The following is a 19,704-nucleotide window of genomic DNA, read 5'->3' as shown; positions in this document are numbered from 1 at the left end:
AGCACCCTTCCTTATCGGCACGTTTGCGTCGAGGCTAGCCGGTACCAGCGGTCCCTGATACTTGCGGGTCGCCGAATCCGGCGCGCGGTTCGGCCCCCTGGCCCGGTCAGCCGAACGCCGTGTCGATGATCTCCTGCTGCTCGACGGCATGCACCTTCGACGAGCCCGACGACGGCGCCGACATCGCCCGGCGCGAGATTCGCTTGAGCCCGGTCAGCTTGTCGGGCAACAGTTCGGGCAGCTCCAGTCCGAATCGCGGCCAGGCACCCTGGTTGGCCGGCTCCTCCTGGACCCAGAAGTACTGCGCGACGTTCGGGTAGCGGTCCAGCGTTTCGTTCAGCCGCCGCTTCGGCAGCGGGGCGAGTTGCTCGATCCGCACGATCGCCACGTCCTCCCGGTTGTCCTTGGCCTTGCGGGCGACCAACTCGTAATAGAGCTTGCCGCTGGTCAGCAGGACCCGGGTGACCTTGCTGCGATCACCGATGCCGTCCTCGTAGGTCGGCTCTTCGAGCACCGAGCGGAACTTGATCTCGGTGAAGTCCCTGACGTCGCTGACCGCCGCCTTATTGCGCAGCATCGACTTCGGCGTGAACACGATCAGCGGACGCTGCACACCGTCGAGTGCGTGCCGCCGCAACAGGTGGAAGTAGTTCGACGGCGTCGAGGGCACCGCGATCGTCATCGAACCCTCCGCCCACAGCTGCAGGAAGCGCTCGATGCGGGCCGAGGTGTGGTCGGGGCCCTGGCCCTCGTGGCCGTGCGGCAGCAGCAGCACAACGTTGGACAGCTGGCCCCACTTGGCCTCACCGGAACTGATGAATTCGTCGATGATCGACTGCGCGCCGTTGACGAAGTCCCCGAACTGCGCCTCCCACAGCACCAGGGCGTCCGGGTTGCCCACGGTGTAGCCGTACTCGAAGCCGACGGCGGCGTACTCCGATAGCGGCGAGTCGTAGACCAGGAACTTGCCGCCGGTGGGGGTGCCGTCGGCGTTCGTCGCCAGCAGCTGCAGCGGCGTGAACTCTTCGCCGGTGTTGCGGTCGATGATCACCGAGTGCCGCTGGGAGAAGGTGCCGCGCTTGGTGTCTTGACCGGACAGCCGCACCAGCTTGCCCGCGGCCACCAGCGAGCCCAGCGCCAGCAGTTCGCCGAAGGCCCAGTCGATCTTGCCCTCGTAGGCCATCTCGCGGCGCTTCTCCAGCACCGGCTGCACCCGCGGGTGTGCGGTGAAGCCGTCGGGCACACCCAGGAATGCGTCACCGATGCGGGCCAGCAACGCCTTGTCCACCGCGGTGGCCAGGCCCGCCGGCAGCATCTGGTCGGCCTCGACCGAGGCGCTCGGCAGCGCGCCGTGTTTCTCCAGCTCGCGAACCTCGTTGAACACCCGCTCCAGCTGGCCCTGGTAGTCGCGCAGCGCGTCCTCGGCTTCTTTCATGGAGATGTCGCCGCGGCCGATCAGGGCTTCGGTGTAGCTCTTGCGGACTCCGCGTTTGATGTCGACGACGTCGTACATCGCGGGGTTGGTCATCGACGGGTCGTCGCCCTCGTTGTGTCCGCGCTTGCGGTAGCACAGCATGTCGATGACGACGTCCTTCTTGAACTCCTGCCGGAAGTCGACGGCCAGCTTGGCCACCCACGCGCACGCTTCCGGGTCATCGCCGTTGACGTGAAAGATCGGCGCTCCGATCATCTTCGCGACGTCGGTGCAGTATTCGCTGGACCGCGAATACTCCGGCGCGGTGGTGAAGCCGATCTGATTGTTGGCGATGATGTGGATGGTGCCGCCGACGCGGTAACCGGGCAGGTTGGTCAGGTTCAGGGTCTCGGCGACTACGCCCTGACCGGCGAACGCGGCGTCGCCGTGCAGCATCATCGGCACCACCGAGAAGGCCTTCTCGTCCCCGTGATCTTCCGCGCCCCGGTCCAGCAGGTCTTGCTTCGCCCTGACCAAACCCTCCAGCACCGGATCGACGGCTTCCAGGTGCGACGGGTTGGCGGTCAACGATACCTGAATGTCGTTGTCGCCGAACATCTGTAGGTACACACCGGTGGCGCCCAGGTGATACTTGACGTCCCCGGAGCCGTGCGCCTGCGCCGGGTTGAGGTTGCCCTCGAACTCGCTGAAGATCTGCGAGTACGGCTTGCCGACGATGTTGGCCAGCACGTTGAGCCGGCCGCGGTGCGGCATGCCGATGACCACCTCGTCGAGGCCGTGCTCGGCGCACTGATCGATCGCGGCGTCCATCATCGGAATGATGCTTTCTGCGCCTTCCAGTGAAAACCGTTTCTGCCCAACATATTTGGTCTGCAGGAAGGTTTCGAAGGCTTCGGCCGCGTTCAGCTTGCTCAGGATGAACTTCTGCTCGGCCACCGTCGGTTTGACGTGCTTGGTCTCGACGCGCTGCTGCAGCCATTCCTGCTGCGAGGGTTCGAGAATGTGGGTGTACTCCACGCCGATGTGGCGGCAGTAGGCGTCGCGCAGCAGACCCAGCACGTCGCGCAGCTTCTTGTACTCGCAACCGGCGAAGCCGTTGACCTTGAACACCCGGTCGAGGTCCCACAGCGTCAGGCCGTGGTTGAGGATCTCGAGATCGGGGTGGCTGCGGAATCGGCTGCCGTCCAACCGCAGCGGATCGATGTCGGCCATCAGGTGACCGCGATTGCGGTAGGCCGCGATCAACTCCATCACCCGGGCGTTCTTGTCGACGATCGAGTCCGGGTTGTCGGTGCTCCAGCGCACCGGCAGGTACGGGTTGCCCAGCTCGCGGAAGATCTCGTCCCAAAAGGCGTCCGACAGCAGCATCTCGTGGATGGTGCGCAAGAAGTCGCCCGACTCCGCGCCCTGGATGATGCGGTGGTCGTAGGTCGAGGTCAGCGTGATCAGCTTGCCGATGCCCAGCTCGGCGATGCGTTCCTCGCTGGCGCCCTGGAACTCCGCGGGGTACTCCATGGCGCCGACACCGATGATGGCGCCCTGGCCGTTCATCAGGCGCGGCACCGAGTGCACGGTGCCGATGGTGCCCGGGTTGGTCAGCGAAATGGTCACTCCGGCAAAGTCTTCGGCGGTCAGCTTGCCATCGCGGGCGCGCCGCACGATGTCCTCGTAGGCGGTGACGAACTGCGCGAAGCGCATGGCTTCGCAGCCCTTGATGCCGGCGACCACCAGGGAACGCTTGCCGTCCTTGCCCTGCAGGTCGATGGCCAGGCCCAGATTGGTATGCGCCGGCGTCACCGCGGTGGGCTTGCCGTCGACCTCGGCGTAGTGCCGATTCATGTTCGGGAACTGCTTGATCGCCTGCACCAGCGCGTAGCCCAGCAGGTGGGTGAACGAGATCTTGCCGCCGCGGGTGCGCTTGAGCTGGTTGTTGATGACGATCCGGTTGTCGATCATCAGCTTGGCCGGGACGGCGCGGACGCTGGTCGCGGTCGGCACGTCCAGCGACGCCGACATGTTCTTGACGACGGCCGCCGCGGCGCCGCGCAGCGTCTGCAGCTCGTCGCCTTCCGCCGGCGGGGGAGTCGGGGACTTCGCCGGTCGCGACGGAACCCCATTGCCGGCGGCCGGGCTGACGGGGGGCGTGGGCTTGGCGGGTTCGGGGGTCTGCGGGGCCGCTGGGGCCGGCGTCGCGGGCGCTGCCGCCGGGGCGGGCGAGCCATCACCGCTGGTCGGGGCAGCCGGCACGGGTTCGCTGGCCGGCTCGGGGTTGTAGTCGACCAGGAACTCGTGCCAGCTCGGATCGACTGACGAGGGGTCGTCGCGGAACTTGCGGTACATCTCCTCGACCAGCCATTCGTTTTGCCCGAATGGTGAACTTATGTTGCTCACGACCGCAGTTCGCCTCAATCCTTCTGTTTCGCAAGCGCATTCCCGCGGCGCCTGCACCCTTGTCGGCCCCGGATGACCGAGCACTTCACACCCATGGCGGTACCCATTGTTTCCGCCCTATAAAGGCTAACCTTTCGCCGCCGATCCGCCAGGCTGACCGGGGGGCACGCGGGAGGCCGGGGCCGGCGACCCGCTGCGCCCGGCTACGCCTTGTTGTGGCGACCCGCTGCGGCCCGGCTACGCCGCGCTTGCGATCGCCACGGCCGCGCTTGCGATCGCCACGGCCGCGCTTGCGGTCGCCGCTAGCCGGCTTCGTGGATGGGCGGCACCAAATGCAGCGCGCGTGGCCAGCGCGCGGGCGGGGCGCCGAACGCCCTGTTGGCGTTGCGAATCGTCTTCTTGCCGGCAAGGTAGTTGCCGATGGCGCCCACCACGACGCCGATTCCCACCGGGAGCAGCTTGCCGAACAACAGGGCGCCGCGCCGCACGGTGTACTTCCTGACCCAGGACTTGAGCAGCCGCGAGTTCAGCCGCGACATCGACGACAGCGGCAGGGCGGCCAGGCTCTCGGAGATCCAGCCGCCGTTGGTGCGCCCCGGTCCGATCAGCTGCCTGACGGCGTGTTCGCTGTTGTCACCGGCGAGGACCGCCAGGACCAGCGCGCGGCGCCGTTCCCGGTGGTCGGCCGGAATGTCGTGGACCACCGCCACGGCCAGCACGAAGAACGCGGTGGTCTCCAGGAACGTCACCGTTTCCGCGGCCGCCGCGGACAGGGCGCTGATCGTGCCGATGCCGGGGACGGTCGCCGCGGCCCCCACGGCGACGCCGCCGGCCGTCACGATGCCCAGGTATCGCTTCTGCAGCTTGGCCAGGATCTCCGCCGGGCTGGCATGAGGGTGCGCGTTGCGCAGCCGGGTCACGTAGGCTTCGGCGGCCGGCCCCTGCAACCGCGAGCCCCGCTCGATGACCTGTGCCAACGCCCGCGCGGACATTTTGGGTCGACCGTTGCTCTCAGTCGGTGGCTGTCCGGCGTCGGACATGGTGAAAAACCGGTTCGGCGACCTTTTCCGTCGAGCCCGCATATCGTCTCTCCTGCAGATGGCGTTCCCTCAGGCTAACGTGCCGGTGGGCAAATCCTGTCGCGTTGCGCACTCTGACCGGATCCTTGGCTGCCGGCCTATTGCCTCACCGGGAATAATGCAGGCGGGATGTCTGCGACGGTCCGTGCCGTTTGGCGGTCCTCATGCCGTTCACCGCGCCGCACGCGTGGAGTTGACCTGCGTGGTTGGGGCCGGTGGACACACGGACCGGACGGCTGAACAGCATCGTCGGGAGCGAAACGAGGTTGGTGGATGACCACGGCTACGCCCCGCACACCAGGGGGAGCGCGGCGCGCGGGCTCAGGCCCGGCGCGGGCGGCCCGACGCTGGGACTTTCTCACCCGCAGTTCGCCGCAGTCAGAGAACCCCTGGAATCCGCTGTGGGCGATGATGATCGGCTTCTTCATGATCATGGTCGACTCGACCATCGTCGCCATCGCGAACCCGACCATCATGGCCAATCTCCGCATCGGCTACGACACCGTGGTCTGGGTGACCAGCGCTTACCTGCTGGGCTACGCGGTGGTGTTGCTGGTGGCCGGGCGGTTGGGTGACCGGTTCGGTCCCAAGAACCTGTACCTGATCGGCCTGGTGGTGTTCACCGTCTCCTCGGTGTGGTGCGGACTGGCCGGCAGCGCCGCCATGCTGATCGCCGCGCGCGTCGTGCAGGGCGTCGGCGCGGGGCTGCTCACCCCGCAGACCCTGTCGACCATCACTCGGATCTTCCCGGCCGAGCGGCGCGGCGTCGCCGTGAGCCTGTGGGGTGCCACCGCCGGTGTCGCCAGCCTGGTGGGCCCGCTGGCCGGCGGTGTGCTGGTCGACGGGCTGGGATGGCAGTGGATCTTCTTCGTCAACGTCCCCATCGGCGTCATTGGGCTGGGGCTGGCGTATTGGCTTATCCCGGTGCTGCCCACCCAGTCGCACCGCTTCGACCTGATCGGGGTCGGGCTGTCTGGGGTGGGCATCTTCCTGATCGTGTTCGGGCTGCAACAGGGGCAGGCCGCGCACTGGCAGCCCTGGATCTGGGCATTGATCGTCGCGGGCGTCGGATTCATGACGGCCTTCGCGTTCTGGCAGTCGCTGAACGCCCACGAGCCGCTGATTCCGTTGGTGATTTTCGGGGACCGCGATTTCAGCCTGTGCAACGTCGGGGTCGCCATCATCTCGTTCACCGCGACGGCCATGATGCTGCCGCTGACGTTCTACGCGCAGGCCGTGTGCGGGCTGTCGCCGACGCGGTCGGCGTTGCTGATCGCGCCGATGGCGATCGCCAACGGTGTGTTTGCGCCGTTCGTCGGTAGGATCGTCGACAAATACCACCCCCAACCGGTGCTCGGGTTCGGCTTTTCGGTGCTGGCGATCGCGTTGACCTGGCTGACCTTCGAGATGTCGCCGACGACGCCGATCTGGCGGCTGGTGCTGCCGTTCTTCGCGATGGGTGTCGGGATGGCGTTCGTGTGGTCACCGCTGACCGCCACCGCGACGCGTAACCTGCCGCCGCACCTGGCCGGCGCGGGCTCTGCGGTGTACAACTCCGTGCGCCAGCTCGGCGCGGTGCTCGGCAGCGCCGGCATGGCCGCGTTCATGACCTGGCGGATCACCGCCGAAATGCCGCGCCGGCCGTCCGGCGGCGGCGAGGAGACGCTGACCTTGCGACTGCCCGGGTTCCTGCGGGAACCGTTCGCCGCCGCGATGTCGCAATCGGTGCTGTTGCCCGCGTTCATCGCGCTGTTCGGGATCATCGCGGCACTGTTCTTGGCGGGCTATGCGCCCTGGTCGCGCAACGGCGACGGCAGGGGCCGCGACGATCTGTCCGCACCCGATGACGCCGACGTCGTCGACGAGGACTATGACGACGACGCGTACGTCGAGTTCGTCCTGGTGCGCGAGCCCGAGGTTGAGCGGGGCCCGCAGCGGGTCGATCGTCCGCGGCCGGCGCCCACCGACGAGGCGCGCCGCGGCCCCGCCGATTCGTGGCACACCGTGCTCGACGATCCGGCCGGGCAGGCCCAGCCAATCGGCCACGCCCACAACGGGTCTCATGTGGACAGCGGCAAGCGCCTTCGTCAGGTGGCGGTGCGGCGCTCGCCGAAATCCATCCCGCCGGGCGATCGGCTCACCCGGCCGCCGCGCCGCCAACACAACGGCTCGGCCGGGCGTCATTTCACCGAGGGTGAATCGCTGCGGGGCCAGCACCACCGTTCCGATCCGGACGACGACCCCACCGGTTCGGGGCGGCACCCGTCGACAGGCTAGGCGGTCACCGCAGATCGGGCTGGGTGAGCGCCAGGAAGGCGCCCAGATCGATCAGGCCCGCGGGGGTTGCGGGCAGATATTCCGTCAGTGACGGCGAGCGCACTATCACGGCCGCGTACTGGGCCCGGCTTACCGCGACGTTGAGTCGATTCCTGTTGAGCAGGAACGAGATTCCGCGCGGCACCACATCCATGGACGACACCGTCATCGAGATGAAGACGACCGGCGCCTGCCCGCCCTGGAACTTGTCGACCGTCCCCACCCGCACCCCGCCGAGTCCCGCGGCGGTCAACCGCTGGCGCAGCAGCGCCACCTGCGCGTTGTAGGGCGCCAGCACCATCACATCGGCGGCGGTCAACGGGCGGGTGCCGTGCTCGTCGGTCCACGACGCGCCCAGCCGCTGGCCGATCTCGGCGACTATCGCGTCGGCCTCCTCGGGGCTTTCGGTCGAGTTGCCGTGGTGCTCAACGGAAAGCAGCTGCACGCCGGGCCGATACCCGTCGAGTTGGCGGGCGGCGGTGCAGTCGTGGGAATGCAGCCTGCCCTCGTAGGAGAGCGCCGACACCGCGGCGCAGACGGCCGGATGCATGCGGTAGGAGAGGTCCAGGAAGTAGCCGCGTTCGTCGGGCAGCGTGCGCTGACCGTCGACCAGCCACTCCAGCGCGGAGGTGTCCACCGGCTCGGGATGGGTGCCCTGGCTGACCTGCGGCAACTGCTGCGGGTCGCCGAGCAGCAGCAGGTTGGCGCCGGCCGGGGCCACGGCGATGGTGTTGGCCAAACAGAATTGGCCGGCTTCGTCGATCACCAGCAGATGCAGGCTTCCCGGCGGTATCCGGTTGGCGTTGGCGAAATCCCATGCCGTGCCGCCGATCACGCATCCCGGGGTGTCGGCCAGGAATGCTGCGTACGCGCCGCCATCCATCTCCCGCCAGCGCGGGGCCTGGCGGTCGTAGCGTTTCTTCGCGATCCGTTGCGGATCCAGGCCGGCGTCGATCAGACAGTCCAGCAGGTTCTCCACGGTGGCATGCGATTGCGCGACGACACCGACGCGCCAACGGTGTTTGGTGACCAGGTCGTGGATCACCCGGGCGGCGGTGTGCGTCTTGCCCGTACCGGGCGGTCCGTGCACGGCCAGGTATGACGAATCCAGATCGAGTAGCGCCGCGGTGATGTCGGCGACGGTGTCGTCGCTGCGCGGCAGGGGAGCGCTGCGCCGCGCGCGGGGCGGCCGGCGCACCAGCACGTCGACGATCGCGCTGTAGGGCAGTTGCGGCAATCCGGTGGCCACCGCGGCGGCCATCGCCTCGATCGACTCGCGCAGGGCCGTCGTCGGAATGGGCGGACCGGGGGTCAGCGCGAACGGCAATTGATGAAAAGTCTTGCCGTCACTGCCAACTCGTTCGAGCACAACCACTTCGGTGGGGACCGCCGGATCGTCGGCTTCGATGACCGAGGCCCGGCCGGCCGCGCGCCGGTCCGGGTTGTCGGACATGCCGGGCGGCGCCGGTGGGTTGTAGAGCGCAAAGACCTCACTCTTCAGGTCGCCGCGCGCCAGCTCGCCGCGTAGCTGAAGCCGTCGCTGCGGTTTGCGGGCGCGGGGAGGCATGTGCCAGTCGACACTGACCGAAGCGCGCTCGGCAACGAACACATCGGTGTTGTCCGCCCACTCGTCGATGGGGAAGTTCAGCCGGTCGAAATGCGCCCACCAGAAGGGTTTGTCCTCGCGCCGGTGGTAGCCGCGCGCCGCGGCCAGCAGCGCCACCGCCGTCTGCTGCGGGGTGCGGTCGTCGATGCCCGCCGCCCCGCTGAACGTCGACAACGTCACCGCCAGCTGGTCGCGGTCGTCGACGGTGTTGCCGTCGGCCACGGGCTGGGCGCCGATCGGTACGACGCCAGATTCGTAGGCGCGCAACATCAGCCAGTTACGCAATTGCTGAGTGGACCGGCAGTCGTAGTGGTTGTAGTCCTCGATCTCCTTGAGCACGGATGCGGCCTCGTCGCCGCGGCCGTCCGCCTGCAGCTCGCAGTACCGTGCGTAGGAGGTGATCGAACCGGTGGCCGTGGTCACGTCACCCGCGCGCAGTTGGGCACCCATGTAGAGCGGCTCCAGCGCCTTGAGGCTGAACGACTCCGCGCCCACGCGAATGCTCCTGCGCACCAAGGGGTAAAGATCGACCAGCGTGCCGCTGCGCAGCAGTTCGTCGACCTCGTCCTCGCCCACCCCGTAGCGCCCGGCGAGCCGCAGCAATGCGGTCTTCTCGTAGGGCGCGTAGTGGTAGATGTGCATGTTCGGGCGGCGCTTGCGGCGCTTGGCCACCAGCGCCAAAAAACCGATTAGCGCCTTGCGTTCGTCTGCCCGGTTGTGTGCCCACAGTGGGCGGAATCTCCCCGTCGGCCCCGCCTCTAGGACGCCGAACAGATATTCCAGGCCCCAGTCGCGACCATCGGTGGTCCACAGCGGATCGCCTTCGAAGTCGAAGAAGAGGTCCCCCGGGTCGGGTTCGGGCAGCAGGGCCAGCGGCTGCGGGTCGATCACCTCGACCTGAGGGATACCGGTTTCACGTTGGCGGACTTGCAGTTTCGCCTGGATGGTCAACTTGTTCAGCACGCCGGCGGCCAGGTCGGGCACTGGGCCGCGATAATCGGCCAGCTCCGCGACCGTGCCGATGCCCGCGTCAAAGAGCTTGTCCCGCTGGTCTACTCGCATACCGGCGACCAGCAGCACGTCGTCGGCCGCTTGCAGCTGTTCGAGGCACACCGGGCAGCGAAAGCAGGCGGACACGTCTTCGTCGTCCCAGCGAACCGCGGTGCCCCTCGCGTAGTGCTCATCGAGGAGGCGCTGCAGGCGCGCCCGCTGGGAGCGGTACACCGGAATCAGGTCGCACACGCGGTGGCGCACCGCGGTTCCGTCGCCCAGCCGCAGTTCGGCCTCCGGCGCGACCGGGATGCCGGAGGCGGCCAGCGCATCGGCGTAGGCGGCCAGCTGCAACAGCGCGGTCACCTTGGCCGAGCGGGCCAGTTTGGTGTCGACGACGCGGTACCGCTCACCGTCGCGCACCAGAAAATCGGCGAAGCCGACGAAGCGGCCGTCGAACATGGCGGCCTGATACACCACGGGCGCGCGGTCGGCGACGGCGCGCCGGGTCGCGGCGGCGGCAGCGGCCAGGCCGGCGGGCGTGTAGGCGGGGCGGCCGATGATCGCGACGGCCTGGCCGAACCGGTCACGCAGCGAGGCGAGTTCGCGTCGCTCGTGTTCGCTACCGAGCTCGGCCGTCCGCGTGAGCAGCTCGTCCTCGACGTTGACGGCGGGCCCGCGACCCAGCCTCGCGTCGAAGTCCCGTAGCAGCGCGAATTCGCAGCGGGCGGCGGCGGCAAGATCCGATGCGCTGTAGACGATGCTGTCGCCGGAGACCAACACTGGAGCCACTGTAGGTCAGCCCTCCGACAGGAGGGCCGTGTCGGGCGGGCGTGTGCCGGATCAGTGGGCGGGTGTATTGCCGATGAGTTCGACCGCGTTGCCGTTCCAGTGGAACTTCACATCGGTGTTCAAGCCGTTGATCCCGCTGGGATACGTCAGCGCCACCGTGTCGCCCGTGGTTTGCGCCGGGTCAACGCCGTTGAATCCGTAGGTGTCGGGCACGCCCTGCGGGATGAATTGGCCCAGGTGGAACAGGACCGCACGGGTAGTCGGGCTGACCGCGTTGGTGTTGGCCTTGATGATGATCGCCGACAGCTGCGCGCACTGGTTGTAGTTGCCGGCCAGCGGTTCGGGGTTCCAGGGCTGCTGGCTGCGCGGGTCGCGCGGCAGCTCGGACACCACCTTGGCGATGGTGGGCGAGGCGAGGTTGACCGCGCAGGGATCGGCCGGCTGGGCGTTGCCGGGCTGGGCGGCCGCCGGCGGTGTGGCGGGGGCCGTGATGGACGCCGTCTCCGAAGTCGTCCTGGCCTGCGGCGTCTTCGCGGCGGTGGAGTCTCCCGAACCGCAACCGGTCAACGTGAAGGCGAACAGAGCGACAGCGACCGAGCCGGCCAGTGGCTCGGTACGACACGGCAGCGACCACACATCTCCGCACCGTACCGTCATCGGGTCCGGGGCTGTGGCAGGCATGGCCGGGTGTGCTGATGATCACCGGATCGGACGGCTGGCCGTGACCCGCAGCGCTCAGCTCCGCTGATCTCGCGGTCACCACTAGACTCCTTGGACGATGACCCTCTCGGACAGCTCGACTGAAGCTGCCTCAACGACGTTTGCCGACCTGCAGATCAACCCCTCGGTCTTGCGGGCGATCGCCGACGTCGGCTACGAATCGCCCACCGGCATTCAGGCCGCGACCATCCCGGCGCTAATGGCGGGCTCCGACGTCGTCGGGCTGGCCCAGACCGGCACCGGCAAGACCGCCGCCTTCGCGATCCCGATCCTGTCCAAGATCGACGTCACCAGCACCGCCACCCAGGCGCTGGTGCTCGCCCCCACCCGGGAGCTGGCCCTGCAGGTGGCCGAGGCCTTCAGCCGGTACGGGGCCCACCTGCCCAAGATCAACGTGCTGCCCATCTACGGCGGCTCGTCCTACAGCGTGCAGCTGGCCGGGCTGCGCCGCGGCGCCCATGTGGTGGTGGGCACTCCGGGCCGGGTCATCGACCACCTCGAACGCGGGACGCTGGACCTGTCCCACGTCGACTACCTGGTGCTCGACGAGGCCGACGAGATGCTCACCATGGGCTTCGCCGAAGAAGTCGATCGCATACTGTCCGAAACCCCGGAATACAAACAGGTGGCGTTGTTTTCCGCGACCATGCCGCCCGCCATCCGCAAGATCACCACCAAGTATCTGCACGATCCGCTCGAGGTCAGCACCAAGGCGAAAACCGCTACCGCCGAGAATATTTCGCAGCGCTACATCCAGGTCGCCGGTCCGCGCAAGATGGACGCGCTGACACGGGTTCTCGAAGTCGAGCCGTTCGAGGCGATGATCGTCTTCGTCAGGACCAAACAAGCCACCGAGGAGGTCGCCGAAAGGCTCAGGGCCCGAGGCTTTGCCGCGGCGGCCATCAACGGGGACATCCCGCAGGGCCAGCGCGAGCGGACCATCGCCGCCCTGAAGGACGGCAGCATCGACATCCTGGTCGCCACCGACGTGGCCGCACGCGGGCTCGACGTCGAGCGGATATCGCACGTGCTCAACTACGACATCCCGCATGACACCGAGTCTTACGTGCACCGGATCGGGCGCACCGGCCGCGCCGGGCGTTCGGGAACCGCGCTGTTGTTCGTCTCCCCGCGCGAGCGGCACCTGCTCAAGGCGATCGAAAAGGCCACGCGGCAAACGCTCACCGAAATCGAATTGCCCACCGTCGAGGACGTAAACGCCCAGCGGGTGGCCAAGTTCGCCGATTCGATCACCACCGCGCTCGGTGCCCCCGGAATCGATCTGTTCCGCAAGCTGGTCCAGGACTACGAACGCGAGCACGACACCCCGATGGCCGACATCGCCGCCGCGCTGGCACTGCAATCCCGCGACGGCGAGGAATTCCTGATGGCGCCCGAACCGCCGCCGGAGCGACGCGAGCGTCGCACCGAACGTCGTGACCGCCCCGAACGGCCAAGGAATACAAAGCCCTTCGCCACCTATCGCATCGCGGTCGGCAAGCGGCACAAGATCGGTCCGGGCGCGATCGTTGGCGCCATCGCCAATGAGGGCGGGCTGCATCGCAGCGATTTCGGCCATATCGCGATCGGGCCGGATTTCTCGTTGGTGGAACTGCCGGCCAAGTTGCCCAAGTCGACGGTGAAAAGGCTTGAAAACACCCGTATTTCGGGGGTGCTCATCAACCTGCAACCGGAGCGCGCATCCGCCAACAAGCCCCCCGGCCGCGACGGTGGGAAACCGCGCAGGAAACCCGGCGGATGACGCTGTCCGAAGAACAAGACGCCCAGGGCGGGCTCGAGCAGACCTCTCGCGTCGACCGGATCGCGTCGCTGACCGGGGTCCGCGCGGTCGCCGCGCTCCTCGTCGTCGGCACCCACGCGGCCTACACCACCGGCAAGTACACGCACGGGTATTGGGGCCTGGTCGGTTCGCGGATGGAGATCGGGGTGCCGATCTTCTTCGTCCTCTCCGGCTACCTGTTGTTCCGCCCGTGGGTGAAGTCGGCGGCACGAAGCGGCGCTCCGCCGTCGCTGAGTCGCTATGCGTGGCACCGGGTTCGGCGCATCATGCCCGCCTACGTCATCACCGTGTTGTTCGCCTACGTCCTGTATCACTTCCGCGATGCCGGGCCGAACCCCGGGCACAGCTGGCTGGGGCTGGCGCGCAACCTGACGCTGACCCAGATCTACTGCAACGGCTACCTGGGCAAGTATCTGCATCAGGGGCTGACCCAAATGTGGAGCCTGGCGGTGGAGGCCGCGTTCTACGTGTTGCTGCCGCTGCTGGCATACCTGCTGCTGGTGGTCATCTGCCGGCGGCAGTGGCAGCCGAAATTGGTGCTGGGCGCCCTGGCGGGAATGGTGTTGATCAGCCCGGCCTGGCTGGTCCTGGTGCATACCGATCACTGGTTTCCCGACGGCGCGCGGCTGTGGTTGCCCACCTATTTGGCGTGGTTCCTCGCCGGCATGATCCTGACCGTGCTGCAGGAGATGGGGGTGCGCGGCTACGGATTCGTGGCCATCCCGCTGGCGGTGATCAGCTATTTCATCGTGGCTACGCCCATCGCCGGCGCGCCCACGACCTCCCCGGCGACGCTGAGCGAGGCGTTGTTCAAGACGTGTTTCTATGCCGTCATCGCCGCGCTCGCGGTGGCGCCGCTGGCCCTGGGTGGCGCTCCTGGTACCCAAGGCTGGTATTCGCAAATCCTGGCCAGCCGCCCGATGGTGTGGCTGGGGGAGATCTCCTACGAGATCTTCCTGATTCACCTGATTACCATGGAATTCGCAATGGACTACGTGGTCCGCGCGCGTGTCTACACCGGCTCGATGCTGTACCTGTACGTTGCGACGCTGGTCGTGACGATCCCGTTGGCGTGGCTGCTGCACCGTTTCACCCGCGTCCGGGACTGAGCCGCGCTCGCGATCGACACTAGCGGCGGGCGGAAACCGGCGTCACAATCGGCACGACGAATTCCTCGATCATCGCCCGTTCCTCGTCTTCGTCGCGGCCCGGATACGTCAGCAGCGAGACGATCACCCGCACCGTCCAGCGGGCCCGGCGTTCGACGACGGCGGGATCCTCGGGCCCCAGCGAGTGCAGGAACGCAACCGCCAAAGCCGCGATCACGTCGGAGCGCCCGGCCAATTCGCCACCCACCGGCGGGCGGGTGGTGGCAAACCAGGATGCCAGTGCCGGGCTGTCGCGGACCATCCCCAACGTGACGAGGATGCTCGCCACCAGCCGGTCGCGCGGGTCCTCGATGTCGCCGGTGCGCGCGATGATCTCGCGGCCCAGCCGACGGGTTTCGCGGTGGATGTAGGCGGTGCGCAGCGCCTCGCGATTCTCGAAGTAGCGGTACAGCGTCGCACGGGAACAGCCCGCCGCCCTGGCGATTTCGTTCATCCCGATGGAATCCGAGTCGCGCTGCGTGTAGAGCAGCTCGGCCGCATCGAGTATCCGGTCGGCGGCCGCTTCGGTCCGGTGCGCACCCAGCCAGTCGTTCCCCGGCATCAGGACTTCACTCGAATCGGCACCGACAGCGGACGGCGCACATAACTGCCGCCGGCCCAGACGATGCCGGATTCGTCCACGTCGAAGTCCGGGCAGCGGGCCAGCAGTTCGGTCAGCGCGACGCGGGATTGCATCCGCGCCGCGGCGGCGCCCAGGCAGTGGTGTGCGCCGTGGCTGAACGTCAGGATGTTGCGTGGGCGGCGGGTCACGTCGAGTTCGTCGGCGTCCGAACCGTATTGGCGTTCATCGCGGTTGGCCGAGCCGTACAGCAGCAGCACCCGTCGCCCGGCCGGGATGGTGGTCTCGCCGACGGTCACGTCGCGGGTGACGGTGCGGGCCAATCCCTGCACCGGCGAGGTCATCCGCAGCAACTCCTCGACCGCATCGGGAATGCGGTCCGGGTCGTCCACCAGCAGCCGGCGTTGGTCGGGTCGTTGGTGCAACAGCGGCATCGAGCCGCCGAGCATTCCGGTGACGGTGTCGTTGCCGCCGGTGACCATCGTGAAGGTAAACGCCAGGATCGACAGCGTGCCGGCGATATCGCCGTCGGCGCCGACCCCGGCGGCCACCAGGTGCGAGATGGTGTCGTCCTCGGGTTCGGTCCGGCGCCGCTCGATCAGCCCGGTGAAGTAGGCCATCATCGACCCGACCGCGTCGCCGACGGTTTCCAGTGCGCCCGCGACGCCGCCCTCGGCGGTGTTGGCTGCGACGATCGCCTGGGTCCAGCCGTCGAATTGGGCCCAATCCTGTTCGGGCACACCGAGATAGTGGGCGACCACCATCGACGGCAGTGGTTTGAACAGCTCGGTGACGATGTCGCCGCCGCCGGCCGCGCGCAACCCCTCGATGCGCTCGGCGATGAACTCCCGGACCTTGGGCTCCACCGCCTCGACCTGCCGGGGGGTGAAGCCGCGCGACACCAGCTTGCGGAACTGCGTGTGCACCGGTGGATCCTGCATGACGAACGGCGGATTGTCCTGCAGTCCAATCAGTTCCAGGTCGTCATAGTTGACGGTCAGACCCTTGGCGGAGGAGTAGGTCTCGTGGTCGCGGGCCGCGGCCCACACGTCGGCGTGCCGGGAGAGCACGTAGTAGTCATGCTCGGGGTGGTTGGCCGGCTCGACGTGGTGCACCGGGTCGTGATCGCGCAACGCGCGGTACATCGGCCACGGATTGGGCCAGGTGTCGGCGGTGGCCAGCTGAAAAGCGACCGGCGCTTCGTGAGACATAACGGCAGCCATGTCTTATTCGTACGACAGTAACGACGCTATGTCAACAGTTGCGATCCGCGAGCGCCCCGCCGGCCGGGCGTGTTGGGTCTCATCCAAGATGGCGGAATTCTCATCTGTGTGACGTCAAAATGGCGGATCCGCCACAAGATGAGAATCCGGTGAGTGAGTCTAAGCTTTTGTTGGTCAATTGGGCCGCATCCACTCGCTTGGACCTAGTCGGTTGGACTCGCCAATTCGTTCTACACCAAGGACATTGGCGTCTGGCACTAGAGAATCGCACGCGTCCACAGCTGGTAGGCGGGTCACATTAGATCGATAGATCGCGAGGGCCTTCCAGTGTTGGCCATTTCGGCTTCGCTGGCGGCGGCCAGCCATGCACGTCGGGCTGGTGTCCACCCGACGCAGGTAAGCAGCGATTGCGTTGCGGTCCAAAGGCGAATCGGATCCGCGCTTACCCGTTGCGCCGCTGCGATATTTATTGCCATTTGAAATCTTCGTCGAGTTGTTGGGCTTGTTCGTTGCGCTGAGCCGCGGAGCGGGTATCGATCGTGACCTCTTGCCAGTACGCCGGACTGTAGAGGTGAATATCGTTGCCGCTGCTGACCTTTAGCACACCGCCCGTGAGCACCTCATAGGTGGCGTCATCCGGACACTCGTCGCCCTCATCGTGGCCTTCAATTTGGATCCACATTTTCATAATGAAAGTAATCTCTCGCATCGGCCGATCGGGATCCTTGAGGTTACCGCCGCGACGCGGAGATGCGTGAGTTCAGAAGTCACACGCATCGGTGTCAGAAGTCCCAACAACGAGGTCTTTCGCCCGCTGGTGAGCGCACACGGCGGCATCCATTCTGTATCTGGTTCGACGACCGCAAAGGCGGTGGTGCGCTGGTGTGCGGGAAACTTATGGGGAACAGGCGCGCGGCCGGGGGTTATGTTGGAGCCCTTCATGCGTTCGAATGACGTTGCGGCCGAGGCACTGCAGGAGTTGGCCGATCTGATTGCCATCTCTGGTGGCGATCCGTACCGGGTGCGTGCTTACGAGAAGGCCGCCCGTTCGGTTGCCGGTTATCCCCTCGATCTAGACGCTCTCGACCGGAAAGGTTTGATAGCGATCCCGGCGATCGGCGCACACACCGCTGACAAGCTGCTCGAGTTGCGGCAGAGTGGTCGCATCGCTGCGCTTGAGGAGCTGCACGCCCAGCTGCCCGCAGGTCTGCGCGCTCTGCTGGGAATCCCTGGACTCGGACCGAAGCGGGCCCATCAGGTCTATGTGGAGCTGGGCATATCGTCGATGCCCGAGCTCCTAAACGCATTGCACGACGAGCAGCTGCGCAACCTGAAAGGCTGGGGCGAGATCAGCGAACGGAACCTGGCCCGCGCGATCCGCCAGATGCAGGAGGTCGGGGGGCGCATGCCGCTGGCGATCGCTCTGGATATTGCCGAGGATCTGGTTGCGCGGCTGGCCGCACTGCCGCAGGTGAGCCGAGTCGACTTCGCAGGATCGTTGCGACGGATGCGCGACACTGTCGGCGACATCGATCTGTTGGTCGCCGCAGACAAGGACCCGGCAACCGTGATGGACTACTTCTGCACCATGTCGTTGGTGGATCGCGTGCTGGCCCACGGGCCCACCAAATCGTCGGTGGTGACAACCAAAGGTATCCAGGTGGACCTGCGGGTTGTGCCTGCAAACGTCTGGGGTGCGGCACTGCAGTACTTCACCGGTTCGAAAGCCCACAACATCCGCATCCGCGAATTGGCGGTGCGGGCTGGGCTGAAGCTGTCCGAGTATGGGCTGTTCCGCGTCGACAACGGCCAGCTATTGGCATCGACAGACGAAGCGGACGTCTACGCCGGACTTGGGCTGCCGTGGATCCCGCCCGTGTTGCGCGAAGACCGCGGAGAAGTCGAAGCCGCGCTGGAGGGCCATCTCCCAGATTTGGTGGCGACGGCCGACATCGCCGGTGACCTCCACGTGCATACCAATCTCACCGACGGCCTCGCCGGCCTGGATGAGATGGTCGCCGCCGCGTCCCGCCACGGTTATCGTTATTGCGCGATCACCGATCACGCGTCGCAGCTAGCGATGCAACGGATGACGCGCGATAAGGCCCTCCAACAGCGCCGCAAGCTGCCCGAGCTGTCTCGCCGCCACGGTATCGAGTTGCTGCACGGCTCCGAACTCAACATCGCCGCCGACGGCTCGCTGGACTGGGATGACGACTTCCTTGCCGGCTTTGACGTCCTGGTTGCTTCCGTTCACTCGGACCTCGACCAGACCTGCGAGCAGATGACCCGGCGCCTGCTCACCGCAATTGAGCACCCCTACGTCAACATCATCGGCCATCCGACCACCCGCCTTCTCGGTCGTCGTCGGCCAGTTGATTTCGACGCTGATGTGGTATTCGCGGCTGCAGCCCGCACCCATACCGCCATGGAAATCAACGCCTTTCCCGACCGGTTGGACCTCAGCGATGAACTCGTGAGCCGCGCTCGCGAACACGACGTTGTCTTCGCGATCGACACAGATGCCCACGCCGTGCCGCATCTGGACTACATCCGTTACGGTGTCGCTAGCGCCCAGCGCGGCTGGGTTTCAGCCAGCGAAGTAATCAACACCTGGCCGCTGAACCGGCTACGCGGGTTCCTCGCAAAGGGACGCCGACTCGCCGACAACCCATCAGCCGCACACCACCGTGCCCATACCCGCCCTGATTGAGCAAGCCAAAAGTGTTCGCCCGAACCCATAACCGCTGGGACCCATCATCACCAGGCTGCTGGCCGCAGCGGCCAATGCAGTCTGGGCGCTGCCGAGGGCGTGCTGGTTGCTCTTCGTCATTGCGGCCTCGATGATGCGCGTTCAAGTCCTTGAGTAAGTGGACGCCCTGCATTCCCCCGAATCCGCCCACTCATCGTGGTCAAATAGCCACGACCGCGGCAGATACGCCGGACCGCTGCTCGGGTCGGTCAGCACCGCCATCGGCCATGCGGCCCGTATCCCGGTGATCGTTGCCCGCCAACATTAGTGCGTTCCCCCCCATTGTCGCCGGGGGCAGCGCGTGGGGAATTGGAGTTACGAGTTCGCTAATCTTCGTCTTCGATGACGTAAACCTCGTCGTCGATGATGTGAACCGCGGCTTCCTCGGCAGAGGCTGCGCCTCCGCAGATACCGACGTCCTCGGCGACCAACTCTGCCTCGGCGTCTTCGCCAAATCCCTGGTCCGGCGCGACAAGCCGGCCGGCTCGCGCCCGGCCAAGCTCGCGGTGCTTTGGAAATTCGGTCTCGCGCTCGGCTTCGTCGGAGCGTTGCTGCTCGGCTTCATCGAACAGGACATCGATGCGCGCGGCCGGATCCGGTTCTTCCTCAACAAGCATCTGGTCCATGGTTTCAGATGGGCCAAACGCGCCATGCCCATATAGTCGCTCGGGCGGCGAATAGCCCTCGTCGAGCATATCGCCCACACCGCGGTCGATGAGGGTGTCCTCTGGTTGAAGCTGATTTTCGTTCTCGACGCTGTATTCGCCTGCGGCAGGACCGGCCTCATAGTGAGTGCTCATGATTGTGTAACTCCTGAATCGTGACGGTACCCGTATTTGCCGCGTGGGTAGTCCAACCATCGCGTGGGTAG

At 66.7% G+C, this 19,704-nt stretch carries 12 protein-coding genes and 1 pseudogene; 5 read left to right on the top strand and 8 right to left on the bottom strand.

Annotation, left to right across the window (positions count from 1 at the left end; genetic code table 11):
• Window positions 1-106 precede the first annotated feature (106 nt).
• Both G6N50_RS13320 and G6N50_RS13315 read right to left on the bottom strand, forming a co-directional pair.
• The gene (locus G6N50_RS13320; RefSeq protein ID WP_163650847.1) at window positions 107-3,826 is read right to left on the bottom strand and encodes a multifunctional oxoglutarate decarboxylase/oxoglutarate dehydrogenase thiamine pyrophosphate-binding subunit/dihydrolipoyllysine-residue succinyltransferase subunit; all 3,720 of its coding nucleotides are present in this window, start codon (window positions 3,824-3,826) and stop codon (window positions 107-109) included.
• A 302-nt stretch (window positions 3,827-4,128) separates the two neighbouring features.
• Complete coding sequence (locus G6N50_RS13315; protein WP_083099460.1) at window positions 4,129-4,908, bottom strand: hypothetical protein; 780 nt, start codon at window positions 4,906-4,908, stop codon at window positions 4,129-4,131.
• A 270-nt stretch (window positions 4,909-5,178) separates the two neighbouring features.
• Here G6N50_RS13315 and G6N50_RS13310 point away from each other — a divergent pair, with 270 nt between their 5' ends.
• Window positions 5,179-7,182 (top strand): MFS transporter, encoded by a 2,004-nt coding sequence (locus tag G6N50_RS13310; RefSeq protein ID WP_083099457.1) that lies wholly within the window; start codon window positions 5,179-5,181, stop codon window positions 7,180-7,182.
• Between the two features lie 4 nt (window positions 7,183-7,186).
• On the opposite strand, the gene G6N50_RS13305 is transcribed toward G6N50_RS13310, so the two are convergent.
• Window positions 7,187-10,600 carry a TM0106 family RecB-like putative nuclease gene (locus G6N50_RS13305; RefSeq protein WP_083099455.1) on the bottom strand — a complete coding sequence of 1,138 codons (3,414 nt, stop codon included), beginning with the start codon at window positions 10,598-10,600 and terminating at the stop codon, window positions 7,187-7,189.
• Between the two features lie 60 nt (window positions 10,601-10,660).
• Window positions 10,661-11,266 (bottom strand): LppP/LprE family lipoprotein, encoded by a 606-nt coding sequence (locus tag G6N50_RS13300; protein ID WP_083099453.1) that lies wholly within the window; start codon window positions 11,264-11,266, stop codon window positions 10,661-10,663.
• Window positions 11,267-11,387: 121 nt separating this feature from the next.
• Between G6N50_RS13300 and G6N50_RS13295 the strand changes: the two genes are divergently transcribed.
• Window positions 11,388-13,091, top strand: coding sequence for a DEAD/DEAH box helicase (locus G6N50_RS13295; RefSeq protein WP_083099451.1), 1,704 nt, complete (start codon window positions 11,388-11,390; stop codon window positions 13,089-13,091).
• On the top strand, window positions 13,088-14,239 hold the full coding sequence (locus G6N50_RS13290; protein ID WP_083099449.1) for an acyltransferase family protein: 1,152 nt from the start codon (window positions 13,088-13,090) through the stop codon (window positions 14,237-14,239). Before G6N50_RS13295 ends, G6N50_RS13290 begins: the two co-directional genes overlap by 4 nt.
• Before the next feature lie 19 nt (window positions 14,240-14,258).
• Here the strand turns inward: G6N50_RS13290 and G6N50_RS13285 are convergent, their stop codons facing one another.
• The 3 genes from G6N50_RS13285 to G6N50_RS13275 form a co-directional block, all read right to left on the bottom strand.
• Window positions 14,259-14,840: a TetR/AcrR family transcriptional regulator gene (locus G6N50_RS13285; RefSeq protein ID WP_083099447.1), complete on the bottom strand. Its 582-nt coding sequence runs from the start codon at window positions 14,838-14,840 to the stop codon at window positions 14,259-14,261.
• The gene (locus tag G6N50_RS13280; protein ID WP_163650846.1) at window positions 14,840-16,081 is read right to left on the bottom strand and encodes a cytochrome P450; all 1,242 of its coding nucleotides are present in this window, start codon (window positions 16,079-16,081) and stop codon (window positions 14,840-14,842) included. The genes G6N50_RS13285 and G6N50_RS13280 overlap by 1 nt, the downstream gene beginning before the upstream one ends.
• Window positions 16,082-16,547: 466 nt before the next feature.
• Entirely contained in the window at window positions 16,548-16,790 is a 243-nt protein-coding gene (locus tag G6N50_RS13275) for a hypothetical protein (protein WP_232068957.1), read from the bottom strand.
• Between the two features lie 45 nt (window positions 16,791-16,835).
• On the opposite strand from G6N50_RS13275, the gene polX reads away from it, so the two are divergent.
• Entirely contained in the window at window positions 16,836-18,794 is a 1,959-nt protein-coding gene (gene polX / locus G6N50_RS13270) for a DNA polymerase/3'-5' exonuclease PolX (RefSeq protein WP_232068956.1), read from the top strand.
• Between the two features lie 178 nt (window positions 18,795-18,972).
• Window positions 18,973-19,101 (top strand): annotated as a pseudogene (locus G6N50_RS29385) (universal stress protein); the annotation flags it as partial.
• 58 nt (window positions 19,102-19,159) lie between these two features.
• Here the strand turns inward: G6N50_RS29385 and G6N50_RS13265 are convergent.
• Complete coding sequence (locus G6N50_RS13265; protein ID WP_083099440.1) at window positions 19,160-19,633, bottom strand: DUF5709 domain-containing protein; 474 nt, start codon at window positions 19,631-19,633, stop codon at window positions 19,160-19,162.
• Window positions 19,634-19,704: the final 71 nt, after the last annotated feature.

Origin of the sequence: Mycobacterium mantenii, from assembly GCF_010731775.1 — a bacterium.
Classification (GTDB): Bacteria; Actinomycetota; Actinomycetes; order Mycobacteriales; family Mycobacteriaceae; genus Mycobacterium; species Mycobacterium mantenii.
Note: the sequence above shows the minus strand (reverse complement) of the source record. Positions and strands in the feature narration are given on the sequence as shown.

Excerpts from the sequence above, each read along its gene's own strand:
- G6N50_RS13285 (WP_083099447.1), bottom strand. The coding sequence starts at position 14,840 with ATGCCGGGGAACGACTGGCTGGGTGCGCACCGGACCGAAGCGGCCGCC.
- G6N50_RS13275 (WP_232068957.1), bottom strand. The coding sequence starts at position 16,790 with ATGCGAGAGATTACTTTCATTATGAAAATGTGGATCCAAATTGAAGGC.
- G6N50_RS13280 (WP_163650846.1), bottom strand. The coding sequence starts at position 16,081 with ATGGCTGCCGTTATGTCTCACGAAGCGCCGGTCGCTTTTCAGCTGGCC.
- G6N50_RS13300 (WP_083099453.1), bottom strand. The coding sequence starts at position 11,266 with ATGACGGTACGGTGCGGAGATGTGTGGTCGCTGCCGTGTCGTACCGAG.
- G6N50_RS13315 (WP_083099460.1), bottom strand. The coding sequence starts at position 4,908 with ATGCGGGCTCGACGGAAAAGGTCGCCGAACCGGTTTTTCACCATGTCC.
- G6N50_RS13290 (WP_083099449.1), top strand. The coding sequence starts at position 13,088 with ATGACGCTGTCCGAAGAACAAGACGCCCAGGGCGGGCTCGAGCAGACC.
- G6N50_RS13310 (WP_083099457.1), top strand. The coding sequence starts at position 5,179 with ATGACCACGGCTACGCCCCGCACACCAGGGGGAGCGCGGCGCGCGGGC.
- G6N50_RS13295 (WP_083099451.1), top strand. The coding sequence starts at position 11,388 with ATGACCCTCTCGGACAGCTCGACTGAAGCTGCCTCAACGACGTTTGCC.
- G6N50_RS13265 (WP_083099440.1), bottom strand. The coding sequence starts at position 19,633 with ATGAGCACTCACTATGAGGCCGGTCCTGCCGCAGGCGAATACAGCGTC.